The sequence below is a fragment of the Thermoflexus hugenholtzii genome (assembly GCF_018771565.1).
Classification (GTDB): domain Bacteria; phylum Chloroflexota; class Anaerolineae; order Thermoflexales; family Thermoflexaceae; genus Thermoflexus; species Thermoflexus hugenholtzii_A.
Genome location: NZ_CP076326.1, coordinates 386,588 through 402,194 on the forward strand (window position 1 = coordinate 386,588; position 15,607 = coordinate 402,194).

At 69.5% G+C, this 15,607-nt stretch carries 14 protein-coding genes; 10 read left to right on the plus strand and 4 right to left on the minus strand.

Features of this window, described 5'->3' with window-relative positions:
• Positions 1-96: 96 nt before the first annotated feature.
• Both KNN16_RS01865 and KNN16_RS01870 read left to right on the plus strand, forming a co-directional pair.
• Positions 97-1,047, plus strand: coding sequence for a patatin-like phospholipase family protein (locus tag KNN16_RS01865; protein WP_303898374.1), 951 nt, complete (start codon positions 97-99; stop codon positions 1,045-1,047).
• A gap of 42 nt (positions 1,048-1,089) precedes the next feature.
• Positions 1,090-2,046 carry an ROK family protein gene (locus KNN16_RS01870; protein WP_303898376.1) on the plus strand — a complete coding sequence of 319 codons (957 nt, stop codon included), beginning with the start codon at positions 1,090-1,092 and terminating at the stop codon, positions 2,044-2,046.
• Here KNN16_RS01870 and KNN16_RS01875 read toward each other — a convergent pair.
• On the minus strand, positions 2,001-2,612 hold the full coding sequence (locus KNN16_RS01875) for a molybdenum cofactor guanylyltransferase (RefSeq protein ID WP_303898378.1): 612 nt from the start codon (positions 2,610-2,612) through the stop codon (positions 2,001-2,003). The genes KNN16_RS01870 and KNN16_RS01875 overlap by 46 nt on opposite strands.
• 73 nt (positions 2,613-2,685) lie before the next feature.
• Here KNN16_RS01875 and KNN16_RS01880 point away from each other — a divergent pair, with 73 nt between their 5' ends.
• The 5 genes from KNN16_RS01880 (at position 2,686) to KNN16_RS01900 (ending at position 8,308) form a co-directional block, all read left to right on the plus strand.
• Positions 2,686-3,156, plus strand: coding sequence for a polymer-forming cytoskeletal protein (locus tag KNN16_RS01880; protein ID WP_303898380.1), 471 nt, complete (start codon positions 2,686-2,688; stop codon positions 3,154-3,156).
• A 202-nt stretch (positions 3,157-3,358) separates the two neighbouring features.
• Positions 3,359-4,675 (plus strand): adenylosuccinate synthase, encoded by a 1,317-nt coding sequence (locus KNN16_RS01885; protein ID WP_303898382.1) that lies wholly within the window; start codon positions 3,359-3,361, stop codon positions 4,673-4,675.
• 213 nt (positions 4,676-4,888) lie between these two features.
• Entirely contained in the window at positions 4,889-6,286 is a 1,398-nt protein-coding gene (gene purB / locus KNN16_RS01890; protein ID WP_303898383.1) for an adenylosuccinate lyase, read from the plus strand.
• A gap of 20 nt (positions 6,287-6,306) precedes the next feature.
• The gene (purH, locus tag KNN16_RS01895; protein ID WP_303898385.1) at positions 6,307-7,821 is read left to right on the plus strand and encodes a bifunctional phosphoribosylaminoimidazolecarboxamide formyltransferase/IMP cyclohydrolase; all 1,515 of its coding nucleotides are present in this window, start codon (positions 6,307-6,309) and stop codon (positions 7,819-7,821) included.
• A 43-nt stretch (positions 7,822-7,864) separates the two neighbouring features.
• Positions 7,865-8,308, plus strand: a complete 444-nt coding sequence (locus KNN16_RS01900; protein ID WP_303898387.1) for a hypothetical protein — start codon at positions 7,865-7,867, stop codon at positions 8,306-8,308.
• Between the two features lie 48 nt (positions 8,309-8,356).
• Here KNN16_RS01900 and KNN16_RS01905 read toward each other — a convergent pair whose 3' ends face one another.
• From KNN16_RS01905 to aroA, 3 genes are all read right to left on the minus strand, one after another.
• The gene (locus KNN16_RS01905; RefSeq protein ID WP_299285596.1) at positions 8,357-10,033 is read right to left on the minus strand and encodes a R3H domain-containing nucleic acid-binding protein; all 1,677 of its coding nucleotides are present in this window, start codon (positions 10,031-10,033) and stop codon (positions 8,357-8,359) included.
• 96 nt (positions 10,034-10,129) lie between these two features.
• The gene (locus KNN16_RS01910) at positions 10,130-11,002 is read right to left on the minus strand and encodes a shikimate dehydrogenase (RefSeq protein WP_303898390.1); all 873 of its coding nucleotides are present in this window, start codon (positions 11,000-11,002) and stop codon (positions 10,130-10,132) included.
• Between the two features lie 48 nt (positions 11,003-11,050).
• Positions 11,051-12,352: a 3-phosphoshikimate 1-carboxyvinyltransferase gene (gene aroA, locus KNN16_RS01915; protein WP_303898392.1), complete on the minus strand. Its 1,302-nt coding sequence runs from the start codon at positions 12,350-12,352 to the stop codon at positions 11,051-11,053.
• A 254-nt stretch (positions 12,353-12,606) separates the two neighbouring features.
• Here aroA and KNN16_RS01920 point away from each other — a divergent pair, with 254 nt between their 5' ends.
• The 3 genes from KNN16_RS01920 to KNN16_RS01930 all read left to right on the plus strand — a co-directional run bounded on the left by KNN16_RS01920 (position 12,607) and on the right by KNN16_RS01930 (position 15,606).
• Complete coding sequence (locus KNN16_RS01920; protein ID WP_088570951.1) at positions 12,607-13,023, plus strand: cyclic nucleotide-binding/CBS domain-containing protein; 417 nt, start codon at positions 12,607-12,609, stop codon at positions 13,021-13,023.
• Positions 13,008-13,526 carry a DUF402 domain-containing protein gene (locus tag KNN16_RS01925; RefSeq protein WP_303898395.1) on the plus strand — a complete coding sequence of 173 codons (519 nt, stop codon included), beginning with the start codon at positions 13,008-13,010 and terminating at the stop codon, positions 13,524-13,526. The genes KNN16_RS01920 and KNN16_RS01925 overlap by 16 nt, the downstream gene beginning before the upstream one ends.
• A 184-nt stretch (positions 13,527-13,710) precedes the next feature.
• Positions 13,711-15,606 (plus strand): aldehyde ferredoxin oxidoreductase family protein, encoded by a 1,896-nt coding sequence (locus KNN16_RS01930; protein ID WP_303898396.1) that lies wholly within the window; start codon positions 13,711-13,713, stop codon positions 15,604-15,606.
• Position 15,607: the final 1 nt, after the last annotated feature.

A 15,607-nucleotide genomic window follows, 5' to 3' on the forward strand; every position in this document is an offset into this window, starting at 1 on the left:
CGAACTCGGGCCCCCGCGCCCGGATCCGAAAGGAATCCACGCGCGCGGGCGCTTTCCCTAAGTCCCGATTATAACAAGAGAAGCGAGGCGGATGCGATGCGACGGGCGTGGGTGTTGAGCGGAGGCGGCAACCGGGGCCCGCTCCAGGTGGGCGCGATGCGGGCGCTGCTGGAGCGGGGGCTCGAGCCGGACTTCCTCGTCGGCACCTCCGCCGGGGCCATCAACGCCGTGGCCTTCGCCGCCGACCCCACCCTCCCGGGCCTGGAGCGCCTGGCCCAGGCCTGGCGGAGCGTCCGCCGCGCCGATGTCTACCCCGGCCACCTCTTCACCATCCTCCGGCGCATCCTCACCCGCCAGGACAGCCTCTTCGACAGCGCCGGGCTGCGGCGCGTGCTGCAGGCCCATCTCCCGCCGGGGGTGCGGACGTTCGGGGATCTGCGGCGGCCGTGCTACGTGACGGCGGCGGACCTGCGCACCCAGCGCCTCATCCTCTTCGGCGAGGACCCCTCCACCCCGCTGCTGGAGCCGGTGCTGGCCAGCGCCAGCGTCCCGGTCATCCACCCCCCGGTGCGCTTCCGCGGGATGCAGCTGGTGGACGGCGGGGTCGTGGCGGTGGTCCCGATCTCCATCGCCCTGGAGAAGGGAGCCGAGGAGATCTACGTGGTGGACCTGAGCTTCAGCCCGCAGATCCTGCCGCCCCGCCGGGGCATCGTGGAGATCGCCATGACCGCGTATCAGACCCTCCTGGACGAGCAGACCCTGGACGACCTCTATGATGCGTTGCAGGCGCCGGTGACGCTCCACCACGTGTGCATCCCCGCCTTCCGGGAGATCTCCTTCCTGGATTTCTCCCGGACCTCCGAGATGCTGGAGGCGGGCTACGAGGCGATGCGCCGTTATCTGGAGGACCCGCATCCCGATCAGATCTGCGCGATCACGGCCGAGGCCCGCCGGGCCCGAACGGCTCAGATGGTCCCCGGCGGGGGCCGAGCCTATGCGCCGCCGCGCCGGCGGCGGTTGCTGGAGATGGGACCCCCGAAAGGGTAAGAAGCAGGACCCGCGGGGCCGGCTTCGATCCGGAGGGACGCGATGGCCTACATTGCGGTGGATCTCGGAGGCACCCGCATCCGGGCCGCGCGCTGCGACGCGGCGGGCCGGGTGCAGGCCCGAACGGAACAGCCCACCCGGCCGGAGGAAGGGGTGGAGGCGGTGATCGCCCGGATCGTCGGGGCGATCCGGGCCGTCTGGCCGGCGGAGGAGCCGGTGGAGGCGATCGGCGTCGGCGCGCCGGGCCCGCTGGACCCCCGCACCGGGGTGGTGCTCACCGCCCCCAACCTGGGCTGGGAGAACGTCCCGCTGGCGGAGCGGCTGCAGGAGCGGTTCGGCGTCCCCTGTTTCGTAGGCAACGACGCCAACCTGGCCGCCTTAGGGGAATGGCAATACGGCGCCGGCCGCGGCCACGAGCACCTCGTTTATCTCACCATCAGCACCGGCATCGGGGGCGGGGTGATCACCCATGGGGTGCTGCTGGAAGGCGCCCACGGCCTGGGGGCGGAGCTGGGCCACATCGTCGTGGAGGCCCGGGAGGGGCCCCGATGCGGATGCGGGCAGCGGGGCTGCCTGGAAGCCCTGGCCTCCGGGACGGCCATCGCCCGCATGGCCCGGGAGGCCCTCGCCCGCGGCAAGCCGGTCCCCTGGTCGGATCGGGATCCGGAGTCCATCACCGCCGCCGACGTCGCCGGGGCGGCGGCCCGGGGCGACCCCGTGGCCACGGCCATCATGGAGCGGGCCGCCTTCTACCTGGGGGTGGGCATCGCCACCTTCTGGCACATCTTCAACCCCACCCTCGTGATCCTGGGCGGCGGGGTGATGAAGGCGGGCGACTGGTTCCTGGAGAGGATCCGGGAGCACGCCCGGGAGCGGGCGATGACCCCCGCCTACGTCACGCCCATCGTCCGAACGGCCCTGGGGGAGGACGTCGGGCTGCTGGGCGCCCTCGCCTACGCCCGCTGGCGACTGGCCTCCATCCTCCCTTCCTCCCGCTGAAGCCGCGCCCAGTCCTCCGGCGTGTTGATGTTCCGCCAGGACCGGCCCTCCGGGTCCACCGCCTGCCATTCGGCCGGCGGGATGTAGCGCACCCGGATCGCCGGGTAGAAGGCGACCACCGCCCGTTGCCCGCACGCCAGGGCGGCGGCGATGGGGTTCAGACAGGAGACGCGATAGAAGGCGTGGAGCGGCTCCGGGCGACCCTCAACGTCCACCGGCACGACGGCGTCCGCGCCGTGGCGGCGCTCGAACAGCCAGTCAATGACCGCGGAATCCACCAGGGGCATGTCACAGGCGAGGGCGAAGGCCCATTCGTGCCGGGCGCTCAGCAATCCGGCCCACAGCCCGCCCAGCGGCCCGACCGGCGGGGAGGGGTCCGGGAGGAGGCGGGCCGCCAGGCCATGGAAGCGCTCGGGGTGCGGCGCGACCACCATCACATCGTCGGAGACCTCGCGGAGACGCTCCACCAGCGCGGCGATGAGGGGGCGCCCGTGCCATTCCAGGAAGGCCTTGTCCCGACCCATCCGGCGGCTCCGGCCGCCGGCCAGGAGGATCACGCTATACATGCGGCCCCCTTTGACACTTCGGGAAACCCTTCCCTAAGATAGAGTATATCCCCGTTTTGTGAGGAGGAGCGCGATGTTCGGGCGACCCAAGCCGGAGAAGGCGCCGGCGGCTCCCAAGCCGGCGGTTCCCAGCGCGTCGGCGGAGACGGTGCTGGGGCCCACCTGCGTATTCAAAGGGATGCTGCAGGGGGATGGGACCATCCGGGTGGAGGGGATCTTCGAGGGCACGATGGAGATCAGCGGGAACCTCATCATCGGGGAGAACGCGCGGGTGCGCGCGGAGGTGCGGGCGACCAACGTCTCAGTGGCCGGGATGGTCATCGGCAAGATCCACGCCACCGGGCGGGTGGAGATCCTCTCCACCGGGAAGGTGTGGGGCGAGATCCAGGCGGGCTCCCTGGTGATCGATGAAGGCGGATATTTCCGCGGCCAGTCGGTGATGCCCGGGGCGGAGCCCGAGTTCCCCATGCTGGAAGCTCCTCGCCCGGATCGCGAGGAGCGCGTCATCGACGTGAGCGCGGGCCCAGACCTTCGGGAAGGATAAGTCCCGGTCCGGCGATCCCCTTTCCACCTCGCTGTGCGTTGGGTGGGCCCCGATTTTGTCGGGCCTGGCCGCTTTGTAGGACAACTGCTCGCAGTTGTCCTACGATTTCGGGACACACCCCGCGCGTTGCGAAAACCGTGGGGCGGCCCGCCGGTCGCCCCGATTTTCCATTCCGCTTTCCCCAGCCGGAGAGGAGGTCGACATGCCCGTGGTGGCCGTCGTGGGGGCGCTGTGGGGCGATGAAGGGAAGGGCCACATCGTGGATTACCTCAGCCGCACGGCCGAGATCGTGATCCGGGTCCAGGGCGGGGACAACGCCGGGCACACCGTGGTCAACGAATACGGGACCTTCCGGCTGCATCTGGTGCCCGCGGGGGTGTTCCACCCGGGGACCATCTGCCTCATCGGGGCGGGGACCGTGGTGAACCCGGACACGCTGCTCCAGGAGCTCTCGGAGCTGGAGGCGGCGGGAGTGGACACCGGGCGGGTGTGGATCTCCGATCGCGCCCACCTGGTCTTCCCCTATCACCGTCAACGGGATGAGCTGGAGGAGCGGGGCCGGGGGGATCGCCCCCTGGGCACCACCCGTCGGGGCATCGGCCCGGCCTACAGCGACAAGGCGGCTCGCATCGGCCTGCGCGCGGGCGACCTGCTCCATCGGGACTGGTTGCATCGGCGCCTGCGGCAGGCGTATGCCGCCATCGCCGCCCGGATCGCCGCCCTCGGCGGCGAGCCCCCCTCGCTGGAGGAGCTGATGGACCGCTGCGAGGGATGGCGGGAGCGCCTGAAGGACCGCATCATCGACACGATCCCGCTGCTTCAGGAGGCATTGCGGCGGGACGCCCGCATCCTCCTCGAGGGCCAGCTGGGCGCCATGCGGGATCTGGACTGGGGGATTTACCCCTATGTCACCTCCTCCAACACCCTGGTCGGATACGCGGCGGTTGGCGCCGGGATCCCGCCCCAGGCGATCCGGGAGGTGATTGGGGTGGTGAAGGCCTTCGCCACGGCGGTGGGCGAGGGCCCGCTGGTCACCGAGGTCCACGGGGAGCTGGCCGAGCGCCTGCGCCGGGGCGGGCCGCCGGAGGGCTGGGAGTTCGGCGCCACCACCGGACGCCCCCGCCGGTGCGGCTGGCCGGATGCCGTGGCCCTGCGCCACGCAGCCTGGCTGAACGGCTTCACCGCCCTGGCCGTCACCAAGCTCGATGTGCTGGACGGGCTGGAGGAGATCCCCCTGTGCGTGGGCTACCGCTTGCCCTCCGGCGAGGTCCTCACCCATGTCCCGGATACCCCGATCCTCGAGCAGGTCTCCCCGGTGTATGAGCGCCTTCCGGGATGGACCGGTCCCACCGCCACGGCCCGGCGCTGGGAGGATCTCCCGGAGGCCGCCCGCGCGTATCTGCGTCGCCTGGCGGAGATCGCCGGCGCCCCCGTGCGCTACGTCTCCGTGGGGCCGGGGCGGGATCAGATCCTCGAGGTGGATTCGGCCGAAGCGAAACCGGGAGCTGCTTCCCTTTGATCCGGACAGCGGGCGGGGCGAAGAGCCCGGCCTCGTTGTAGGTCGAAATGGATTTCGACCGCCATCCCGGCCGCCTGGTCGGCATCCACACGTTTTTTGTAGGAGCGGCTTCCACCGCGATCCTCGCGTCATCGAGAATCAGGGGTTCGAGGTGAAAGCCTCTCCTGCAAAAGATCGATGAAGATCGATTCAAGCGCTGGAGGGGAGCTCTGGATGTTCACCCACGACAGCTATCTTTCTCCCTTCACCTGGCGGTATGGAAGCCCGGAGATGCGCCGGCTCTGGTCGGAGATCCATCGCCGGCGCCTGTGGCGGCGGGTTTGGATCGCCCTGGCCCGGGCGCAGATGGCGGCCGGCCGGGTGCGGCCCGAGCAGCTGGCGGACCTCGAAGCCCACGCGGAGGCCATCGACCTGGCCCGGGCGGAGCAGATCGAGGCGGAGATCGGCCACGACCTGATGGCGGAGCTGTTGACCTTCGCGGAGCAAGCCCCCCTCGGCGGCCCGGTCCTGCATCTGGGCGCCACCTCCGCGGACATCGAGGACAACGCCGACGCCCTGCGCTTGCGGGAGGCCCTGGATCTGATCCGAGGGCGCCTTCGGCAGGTCCTGGAGACGCTGGCGGGGGCCATCGAGCGCTGGGCGGAGACGCCCTGTATGGGATGGACGCACCTTCAGCCGGCGGAGCCAACCACGGTGGGCTACCGCCTGGCCCTCTACGGCCAGGATCTCTTGATGGACTGGGAGGAGCTGGCCCGTTGTCGGGAGATGATCCGGGGCAAGGGCTTCAAGGGGGCCGTGGGCACAGGGGCCTCCTATCAGGCCCTGCTGAGGGGGACCCCGATGACGCCGTCCGAAATGGAGGCGCGGGCGATGGCGGAGCTGGGCCTGGAGGCCTTCCCGGTGGCCGGTCAGATCTATCCGCGCAAGCAGGACTGGCGGGTTCTGAGCGCTTTGGCGGGCCTGGGGCTTTCCCTTTACAAGATGGCCTTCGACCTGCGCCTGCTGCAGGCGCCCCCCTTCGGCGAGTGGTCCGAGCCCTTCGGCCCGCGCCAGGTCGGCTCCTCGGCCATGCCCTTCAAGCGCAACCCGGTGCTGGCGGAGCGGATCAACGCCCTGGCCCGCTACCTGGGGGCGTTGCCTCAGATCGCCTGGGAGACGGCGGCCCACTCCCTGCTGGAGCGCACCCTGGATGATTCCGCGGTCCGCCGCATCGTGCTCCCCGAGGCGTTCCTGACGGCCGACGAGATCCTGCGCCTGGCCCTGCGGATCCTCCGCGGCCTGAATGTTCACGAGGAGGGCTTGCGTCGCAACCTGGAGCGGTATGCGCCCTTCGCCGCCCTGGAGCCGATCCTCATGGCGGCGGCCCGGGCGGGGGCGGACCGTCAGGCCCTTCACGCCCGCCTGCGAGATCACGCGATGGCGGCCTGGGCGGCGGTGCAGGCAGGCTTGCCCAACCCGCTGCCGGATCGCCTGCGGACGGATCCGGAGATCACCCGCTGGGTGCCTCCGGAGGACCTGGAGGAGCTGCTTCGAGTGGAAGCCCACATCGGCGATGCCCCGGCCCGCGCCCGGGCCATGGCGCAGCGGATCCGGGAGGCCATCGCCGGATGATGAATCCGGAGGGGGTTCCGATGGAAGCGCGCTACGCCCTTTTCAGCCTGACCGATCGCACGGGGGCAGTGGAGTTCGCCCGGGGGCTGGTCGCCCTGGGCTGGCAGATCCTCGCCACCCGGGGCACGGCCCAGGCCCTGGCGGCGGGAGGGGTTCCGGTGCGCTCCCTGGAGGAGTGGACCGGGTTCCCGGAGATCCTGGGGGGGCGGGTGAAGACCCTCCATCCGCGGGTGCACGCCGGGATCCTGGCCCGGGCGTCCGAGGCGGATCAGGCGGAGCTGGCGGCCATCGGGGGGAAGCCCATCGATCTGGTGGCCGTCACCCTCTATGCGTTCGAGGAAGCCGCCCGCCGCGGGACGGAGGAGGAAGCCATCGAGGCCATCGACATCGGCGGGGTGGCGTTGCTGCGCGCCGCCGCCAAGAACTTCGCCCGGGTGATCGTCTGCAGCCGGCCGGAGGATTACCCGCCGGTCCTGGAAGCGCTTCGCCGCGAAGGGGAGGTTCCTCTGACGCTGCGCCGGCGCCTGGCGGCGCGGGCCTTCCGTCTGACGGCAGCTTACGACGCGTGGATCGCCCGCTATCTCGAGCGGGAGGACGGGGAGGGGGAGCTGCCGGAGACCCTGCTCCTAACCGCCCGGCAGGCCCTTCCTCTCCGCTACGGGGAGAACCCGCATCAGGCGGGAGCGTTCTACCTGGAGCCCCTTCAGGAGCTCCCCTTTGAGGTGTTGCAGGGGAAGCCGCTCTCTTACAACAACCTGCTGGATCTGGAGGCGGCATGGCGGGCGGTGGAGGAGTTCGAGGAGCCGGCGGCGGTGATCGTCAAGCACAACAACCCCTGCGGGGCGGCGATGGGGGCTGATCCGGCGGACGCCTTCCGACGGGCCCTGGCGGGCGATCCGGAGAGCGCTTACGGCGGCATCGTCGCCTTCAACCGGGAGGTCGATGAGGGGGCGGCGGTCGCATTGCAGGAGGTCTTCCTGGAGGTCATCGCGGCGCCGGGGTATCGGCCGGAGGCCCTGGACCGGCTCCGGCGCAAGAAGGCCTGCCGGGTGATCCGGATGCGGGCGGGAACCCGGGGCGCCCTGGAGATCCGAAGCGTCCTAAGCGGGCTCCTGGTCCAGACTCCGGATCCGGGGGATGGGGATCCGGAGAGCTGGCGGGTGGTCACCCGGCGCGCGCCCTCTGAAGAGGAGTGGCGGGATCTGCGGTTCGCCTGGAAGGTCGTCCGCCATGTGCGCTCCAATGCCATTGTGCTCGCCCGGGAGGGGCAGACCGTGGGGGTCGGGGCCGGTCAGATGAGCCGGGTGGATGCAGTGCGGGTTGCGGTGATGAAGGCGGGCCCGCGCGCCCGGGGCGCGGCGATGGCCTCCGACGCCTTCTTCCCGTTCCCCGATGGCGTCGAAGCGGCAGCGGCGGCCGGGGTGACCGCTGTGATCCAGCCGGGCGGCTCCATCCGGGATGCGGAGGTGATCGCCGCGGCCGATCGCCTGAGGCTGGCCATGGTCTTCACCGGCCGCCGGCATTTCCGGCATTAGCCTCCGGGCAGGAGGCTGGAGAATGAAGACAAGGAGGATGCACATGGGGGAGATGGTCTGGGATTTCGAATCCGTGTTATCCCTTGCGGAGGCCTATCTGGAGAAACGGATGGCCATCTACATGGAGCGGTGGCTGCAGGCCCGGGGCTATCGCCTGCTGATGCCGATCGCCTCGCTGCCGGTCGATTCGGAAGCGGAGATCGATGGGGTCACCCGGATTCAGGACGCTTCAGGAAACACGGAATGGGTGCTGGTCTCGGTGCGGATGAAGGTCAGGCGACGGGATTTCGAAACCTTCGCGGGCGTGCTCCAGCGCCAGAAGATCCGGGACCTGCTGAAGACCTACGGGATCACCGGGAAAGCCCGGCCCTTCATCTTCGGGATCGCCATGGAATGGGGGGTCGAGGAGAAGGCCCGCCGCCATGGGATCGGGCTGGTGATGGATGAGCGAGGGGAGATCGTATCCGCGGAGGTCTGGGAGCTGTGAAGCCGTCTTCACGAGCTGGGGGGACGCCGCAGGCGTCCCCCCAACTTTTCACTCGGCGTAGATCCGCACGTAGCGGTTCGGCTCCTTCCCGTAGCTGTGGGAGATCAGGTTATACTGGCGGGCCAGCAGATGCTGCTGGCGTCGGATGTAAGCGTTCTGCGGCGAGAGATCCACGTAGCGGGCCTCCCCGTTGAGGATCTTCTGGATCGCCGCCTCCGCCTCCTCCAGGGCGCGGGCCAGCTGCGGATCCTCCTCCCCATCGGCCGGGGCCAGGTTCAGGATGTCCGCCAGGCAGCTCTCAATCTGGGTCACCGTGTTCGAGCGGACCACGTAGATGGGGATCCCGCGGCCCTCCGCCTCGGTGAGCGCCCGCGGATGCCGCCGGTAATGGGCCTTGGTGGTGATCACCACGTCCGCCTCGTGGATCTGCTCCACCACCTGGATGGGCGTCCCGAAGACGCTGGCGGCGCGCTGGAGCCGGTTGCGGGCCAGGCCTAACGGATACACCCGCAGCGGCCGGCGCGGCCCGTTGCCCGAGGGGGCCGGGGCGGCCCATGGCGATGGGGGCAGTCCCTCCTGCTCCTCCTCCAGGTCAAAGGCCCCCACTCGCTCGGCGCTCACCCGCGGGGGCTGCGGGGGTTCCCCGGGGGAGATGGGGGTGGTGGCGATGATCTCGCCCCGCCAGAAGGGGAGGGGCGACTTCCCCACCATCACCGCCCGTCGGAACCTCGGCTTCTCAATGTGGATCCGCCCCTCCTCATCCCGATAGCGCAGCTCCACATCCGGCTGCTGGCCCCGCAACAGGGCGTCCACGCTGGCGGCCACGTCGTGGTGGACCAGCAGGCGCTGCCGATCCTGGATCTCGATGAGCACATCGAAGGTGGGAGGCGCCCGGCGCTCCAGGACCGTCTTCTGGGTGCCGCGCCGTCGGGCCTCCTCGTCCGAGAGGGTCACGCTCTCCACCCCTCCCACCAGGTCGGAGAGGGTGGGGTTCATCAGCAGGTTCTCCAGGGTGTTCCCGTGGGCGGTGGCGATCAGCTGCACTCCCCGCTCGGCGATGGTGCGGGCGGCGATGGCCTCCAGCTCCCGCCCGATCTCATCGATGATGATGACCTCGGGCATGTGGTTCTCCACCGCCTCGATCATCACCTCGTGCTGGAGGCTGGGCTTGGGCACCTGCATGCGGCGCGCGCGGCCCACCGCCGGATGCGGGATGTCCCCATCCCCGCCGATCTCGTTGGAGGTGTCCACAATGATCACCCGCTTATGCTCTGCCAGGACCCGCGCCGCCTCCCGCAGCATCGTGGTCTTTCCCACGCCGGGGCGGCCCAGCAGGAGGATGCTCTTCCCCGAGAGAATGATGTCCTTGATGATCTCGATCGTCCCGTAAACCGCCCGGCCGACCCGACAGGTCAGGCCGATGATGTTCCCTCGCCGGTTGCGGATGGCGCTGATCCGATGCAGCGTCCGCTGGATCCCCGCCCGGTTGTCCGCATCGAACTCCCCGATGCGGGAGACCACATACTGGATATCCGCTTCGGTCACCTCCCGGGCGCACAGGGTGACCTCGCCATCCGTGTAACGGGCCTCCGGATAGCGCCCCAGGTCCAGCACCACCTCCAGCAACGCCTCGTTGCGGTTGCGATCCCGGACCGCCTGGGCGATGTCCGGAGGCAACACGTTGAGCAACGCTTCCAGGTCGTCTGTGATCTGAAATTGCGTCATTCTCGCGATCCTGCTCCTCCCGTCGAGATGCCGGAACGCCTTTCAGGGAGTTCCTGAAGGCTGCCGCTTCGAGATCATCTTATTTTATGGCGATCCTCACGAGCTGTCGAGTTCCTGCAGCGCCGCCCGCATGGTCTCCAGGGGGGCCTCCTGTCCGGTCCACAGGGTGAAGGCCAGCGCGCCCTGATGGAGCAGCATCCCCAGCCCGTTGTAGGCCGGGATGCCGGCCGCCTCCGCCAGGGCCATCAGCCGGGTCCGGGGGGGCTCGTAGATCAGATCGATCACCGCCTGAAGCCCCCACGGGAAGGGGCGATCCGGGGGCCAGAGGCAGGCTTCCACATCCGGGGCCATCCCCACCGGCGTGGTGTGGATCAGCGCCACGATGCCCTCGGGGAGGGGATCCTCCAGGCGGATGGGGTGCACCGGCGGGAGACGCAGGCCGGCGGCCGGGAACGACGCCTCCAGCGTTTCGAGCATCCGCTGCGCCCGGTCCAGGCTGCGGTGGAGGAGGAAAACCTCGCCGACGCCCTCGAGGGCCAGGGCGGCCAGGACCGCGCGGGCGGCCCCTCCGGCGCCGATGACGGCCACCGTCTGCCCCTGCACCGACAGCCCGATCTCCTGCAAGGCGCGGCGGAACCCCTCCACGTCCGTGTTCTCTCCCACCCATCGCCCTTCGACCGCCCGCAGGGTGTTCACCGCCCCAACCGCCCGGGCCAGCGGGGAGATCTCATCCAGCAACGGGATCACGGCGGTCTTGTGGGGGACGGTCACGTTGGCCCCGGCGAAGCCCAGCGCCCGCAACCCCCGGATCGCGTCCTCCAGATCCTCGGGGCGGACCGGCAGGGGCACGTAGGCCCAATCCAGGCCCAGGGCGGCGAAGGCGGCGTTGTGCATCTGCGGGCTGCGGCTGTGGGCCACCGGCCATCCCAGCAAACCGACCAGACGGGTGGTCCCGCGGATGCGCGCCATCGCTCCCCTCCCTGGCTCTCCTGAAGCGCGGGGCGGGCTTCCCGGGCCTCACGGTTCCACTTCGATCTCTGCGCCGAGGGCCTGCATCCGCTCCACGAAGCCCGGGAAGCTGTCCCCGATGCATTCGGCGTCTTCCACAATGGTCTCCCCCTGGGCGATCAACCCGGCCACGGCCAGGGCCATCGCCAGGCGATGATCCCCGTGGCTGTGGACGAGCGCGCCGCGCAGCGGGGTGGGCCCTTCGATGGCGAAGCCGTCCGGATGCTCCTCGATCCGCGCGCCCATCCGGCGCAGCTCGGCCGCCAGGGCGGCGATGCGGTCGCTCTCCTTCACCCGGAGCTCGGCCGCATCCCGCACCCGTGTGGTTCCCTCCGCCTGGGTGGCCGCCACGGCGAAGATGGGAAACTCATCGATCATGCGGGGGACCCAGGGGCCGGCGATCTCAATGGCCTGAAGGCGGACGGCGGAGGCCCCCAGGAGCCGGCCCACGGGCTCCCCGTGGCGTTCCCCCTCCGGGATGACGCGGATCGGCGCGCCCATCGCCTGAAGGGCCTCGATCAGCCCCAGGCGGGTCGGGTTGAGCAGCAGGTCTGTGACCTCGATCTCCGAGCCCGGGATCAGCAGGGCGGCGACCAGAGGGAAAGCGGCCGAGGAGGGATCCCCGGGGATGGCGCAATCGAGGGGCGAGAGCCGCTCGGCCGGATAAACGGTGATCGTCCTTCCGTCCTGCTCCAGGGCGGCTCCCATCGCCCGCAGCAGGCGCTCGGTGTGATCCCGGGAGGGCGCGGGCTCCACCAGGGTGGTGGGGCCCTGGGCGTAGAGGCCGGCCAGCAGCAGCGCGGACTTCACCTGAGCGCTGGCCACGGGCATCTCATAGCGGATGCCGCGCAGCGTCCCTCCCCGCAGATACACCGGCGCGTGGCCTTCTGTCGTTCGAACCTCCGCTCCCATCCGGCGCAGGGGCTCTGCCACCCGCTCCATCGGACGCCGGGAGAGCTGGGCGTTGCCGACCAGGGTGCTGGGGAAGGGGAAGCCGGCCAGGATCCCCATCAGGAGCCGCATGGTAGTCCCGGATCCCCCGCAATCCAGCGGGGCGGAGGCCGGCTGAAGGCCGCGCAGCCCCCGGCCGCGGACGATCAGGCGGTCCGCGGCCGGGCGCTCCACCTCGACCCCCAGCGCGCGGACGCAGCGCAGCGTCGCCTCGCAGTCGGCCGCCGGGAGCCAGCCCTGGAGCGTCGAAGTCCCTTCCGCCAGGGCGGCGAACAGCAACGCCCGGTGGGAGAGAGATTTGTCCCCCGGCACCTGGATCACGCCATACAAACGAGCGGACGGGCGAACCCTCAGTCGCATTGCTTCTTTCCTGCGTGCTCCGAGATGGGGAAGATCCCTCGGGCTCCGGGATCCGTCCCGAGGCCTCGTCTTTCCCCATTATAATTTGAGGTGGGCGCTCCCTTTTTGGGGACGTCGTTCGGGTGTATCCCAAAATTGTAGGACAACTGCTCGCAGTTGTCCTACAAGGCGGCCAGGCCCGACAAAATCGGGACACACCCCGTCGTTCTCATTGACCTTAGGGGATATCTCACACGTGTGGATAGGGGGTGGCGATGGAGCGGAAGCCCAAGCCGTATACGGTGGCCGAGATCATGACCTCGCCGGTGGTGACCGTCCCGCCGGATATGCCGGTGGAGGAGGCGCTGCACCTGATGGTGCAGAAGGGGATCTCCAGCGTGGTGGTGGAGCCGGAGGGGCCCCATGGGACCTGGGGGATCATGACCAAGCGGGACATCCTCAAGAAGGTGGTGGCTGCGGACCGGCCGTTGAAGGGCCTGAAGGTCCGCGACCTGATGAGCGCGCCTCTCATCACCGTCTCCCCGGACACCACGATCCGCCAGTGCTCGATCATCATGCTGGACGCCAACATCCGGCGGGCGGTGGTGATGCAGGACGGCCGGCCCGTCGGCATCGTGAGCGACACGGACATCTTCCAGGCCGTGGAGGAACGAGGGTGGGGTCCGGATTGAGGGCCGGGCTTCCACGGCCCATTCGGGTGCGGCGGCTGACGGCGGACGGCCGGTTGCGCGTCGTCTATGCCGGGCGCCTGGTTCAGGCCACGCCGGAGGTCCTGGTGGTGGAGGCCCTCTGGGAGCGCCCTTCGCTGGATCTGGGATATGTCCTCCTGGAGCCTCAGGATCGGTTCGTGGAGTATTTCTTCCCGGGCCGCTGGTTCGTGATCTATGAGATCCACCATCATCGGGACGATCGGCTGAAGGGCTGGTATTGCGACATCGTCTATCCGCCGCGGGTTACGGAAGGGGAGATCGAGATCCGGGATCTGGCCCTGGACGTCTTCGTCACGCCGACGGGGGAGGTGCGGGTGCTGGATGAGGAGGAGTTCGAAGCGCTCCGGCTGCCGGAGCGCGACCCCTCCGCCTACGCGGCGGCCCGTTCGGCCCTCCGGGATCTGCTGAGGATGGTGGAGCGGCGAGATCCCCCTTTCAGCATCTTGCCCTGGGCGGCGGCTTGATCCTCGCGAGCGTGAAGGAACAGGCCAGGGAGGAGAAGGCTTTGCGAAGGCGCTGGGCCTGGGCTTCCGAATAGATGAGGGGATTGCGAGGGAAAGGGGATCCGGGCAAAATAGAGGCACCACGCCGCGAGGGCTTTTCTCCCCACTCTTCTTTCTGTCGGATTCCTGATCCGAGGAGGGCGCCATGGGTTACGGATACGCCGGGCGGATCCTGCATGTGGATCTCAGCGAGGGGCGTTTGTGGGTAGAGACCCCGCCGGAATCTTTCTACCGCACCTATATGGGCGGCAGCGCCATGGGCCTCTACTACATCCTGAGAGAGATGCCGCCGGGCATCGACCCCTTCGATCCCCGCAACGTCCTGACCCTCTTCCTCAGCCCGCTGACCGGCGCGCCTATCTCCGGCCAGTCCCGTCTGATGGCGAACGCCAAGTCTCCCCTCACCGGCGCCATCGGGGATTCCCAGAGCGGGGGGTTCTTCCCCGCCGAGCTGAAATACGCCGGCTTCGACGGCATCGTGATCCGCGGGCGCGCTCCCCGGCCGGTCTACCTCTGGATCCACGATGGGGAGGCCGAGCTGCGCGATGCCTCCCACCTGTGGGGACGGATCACCGGGGAGGCGGAGCGAATGCTCCAGGAGGAGCTGGGCGACGATCAGATCGAGGTGGCGCAGATCGGCCCGGCCGGCGAGCGCCTGGTCCGCTTCGCCGCCATTATGAACATGTCCAACCGGGCCAACGGGCGCACCGGGATGGGCGCGGTGATGGGCTCCAAGAACCTGAAGGCCATCGTCGTCCGGGGCCGTCGCAAGGTGACGGTGGCCGACCCGAAAACGCTGGCGGAGCTGGCCCAGTGGGGCGCCCGCCACATCGAAGACAACCCCGACGTCCAGGGCCTGGCCCTCTATGGGACGGCCAGCGTGGTGGCCTGGCAGCAGATGGCCGGCACCCTCCCGACCTACAACTACAACGCCGGGCAGTTCGAGGGCTTCGAGAAGATCACCGGCGAGCGCATGGCTGAAACCATTCTCAAGGAGCGGGACACCTGCTACGCCTGCGTGGTGCGCTGCAAGCGGGTGGTGGAGACGGAGTGGAACGGCCGGAAGGTGGATCCCTTCTACGGAGGTCCGGAATACGAGACCATCGCCACCTTCGGCTCCTATTGCGGGATCGACGATCTGGACGCCATCGCCCTGGCCAATCAGCTGTGCAACCAGTATGGGGTGGACACCATCTCCTGCGGGGCGACCATCGCCTGGGCCATGGAATGCTTTGAGAACGGCGTCGTCACAGAGGCGGAGATCGGCTTCCCGCTCCGCTTCGGCGACGCAGGGGCCATGCTGCGCCTCCTGGAGATGATCCTGAAGCGGGAGGGGATCGGCGACGTCCTGGCCGAAGGCTCCGCCCGGGCCGCGGACCGGTTGGGGAAGGGCCATGAGTTCCTGATCACGGTGAAGAACCAGGAGGCGCCCGCCCATATGCCGCAGGCCAAGCGCTCCCTCGGGCTGATCTACGCCGTCAATCCCTTCGGCGCCGACCATCAGTCCAGCGAGCACGACCCCATGTATGAAGAGGGAGCCTCCGAGCTTTACCTGCGCCGTCTCGCCCTCCTCGGTCTGACCGATCCCCCGCCTCCCGGCAGCCTGAACGAGGAGAAGATCCGCTTCGCCTACCTGACCCAGCTCTTCTATTCCTTCCTGGATTCCGCCGGGCTCTGCCAGTTCGTCTACGGCCCCGCCTGGACCCTCTACGGCCCCGAGGAAACGGTGCGGATGGTCCGGGCGGTGACCGGGTGGTCGGATTTCACCCTGGAGGAGCTGCTGCGCATCGGGGAGCGCCGGCTGAACATGCTGCGCTGGTTCAACGCCCGGGAAGGCCTGGACCGCCGGGCGGATCAGCTGCCGAAGAAGTTCTTCAAGGCGTTGCAGGGGACCGGGCCGACGGCGGGGGTGGCCCTGAGCCGGGAGGAGATGGAGAGGGCGCTGGATCGTTATTACGAGATGGCCGGCTGGACCCGGGAGGGGATCCCGACACCGGAGAAGCTGCGCGCGCTGGGCCTGGGATGGCTTCTGGAGGCCTGAG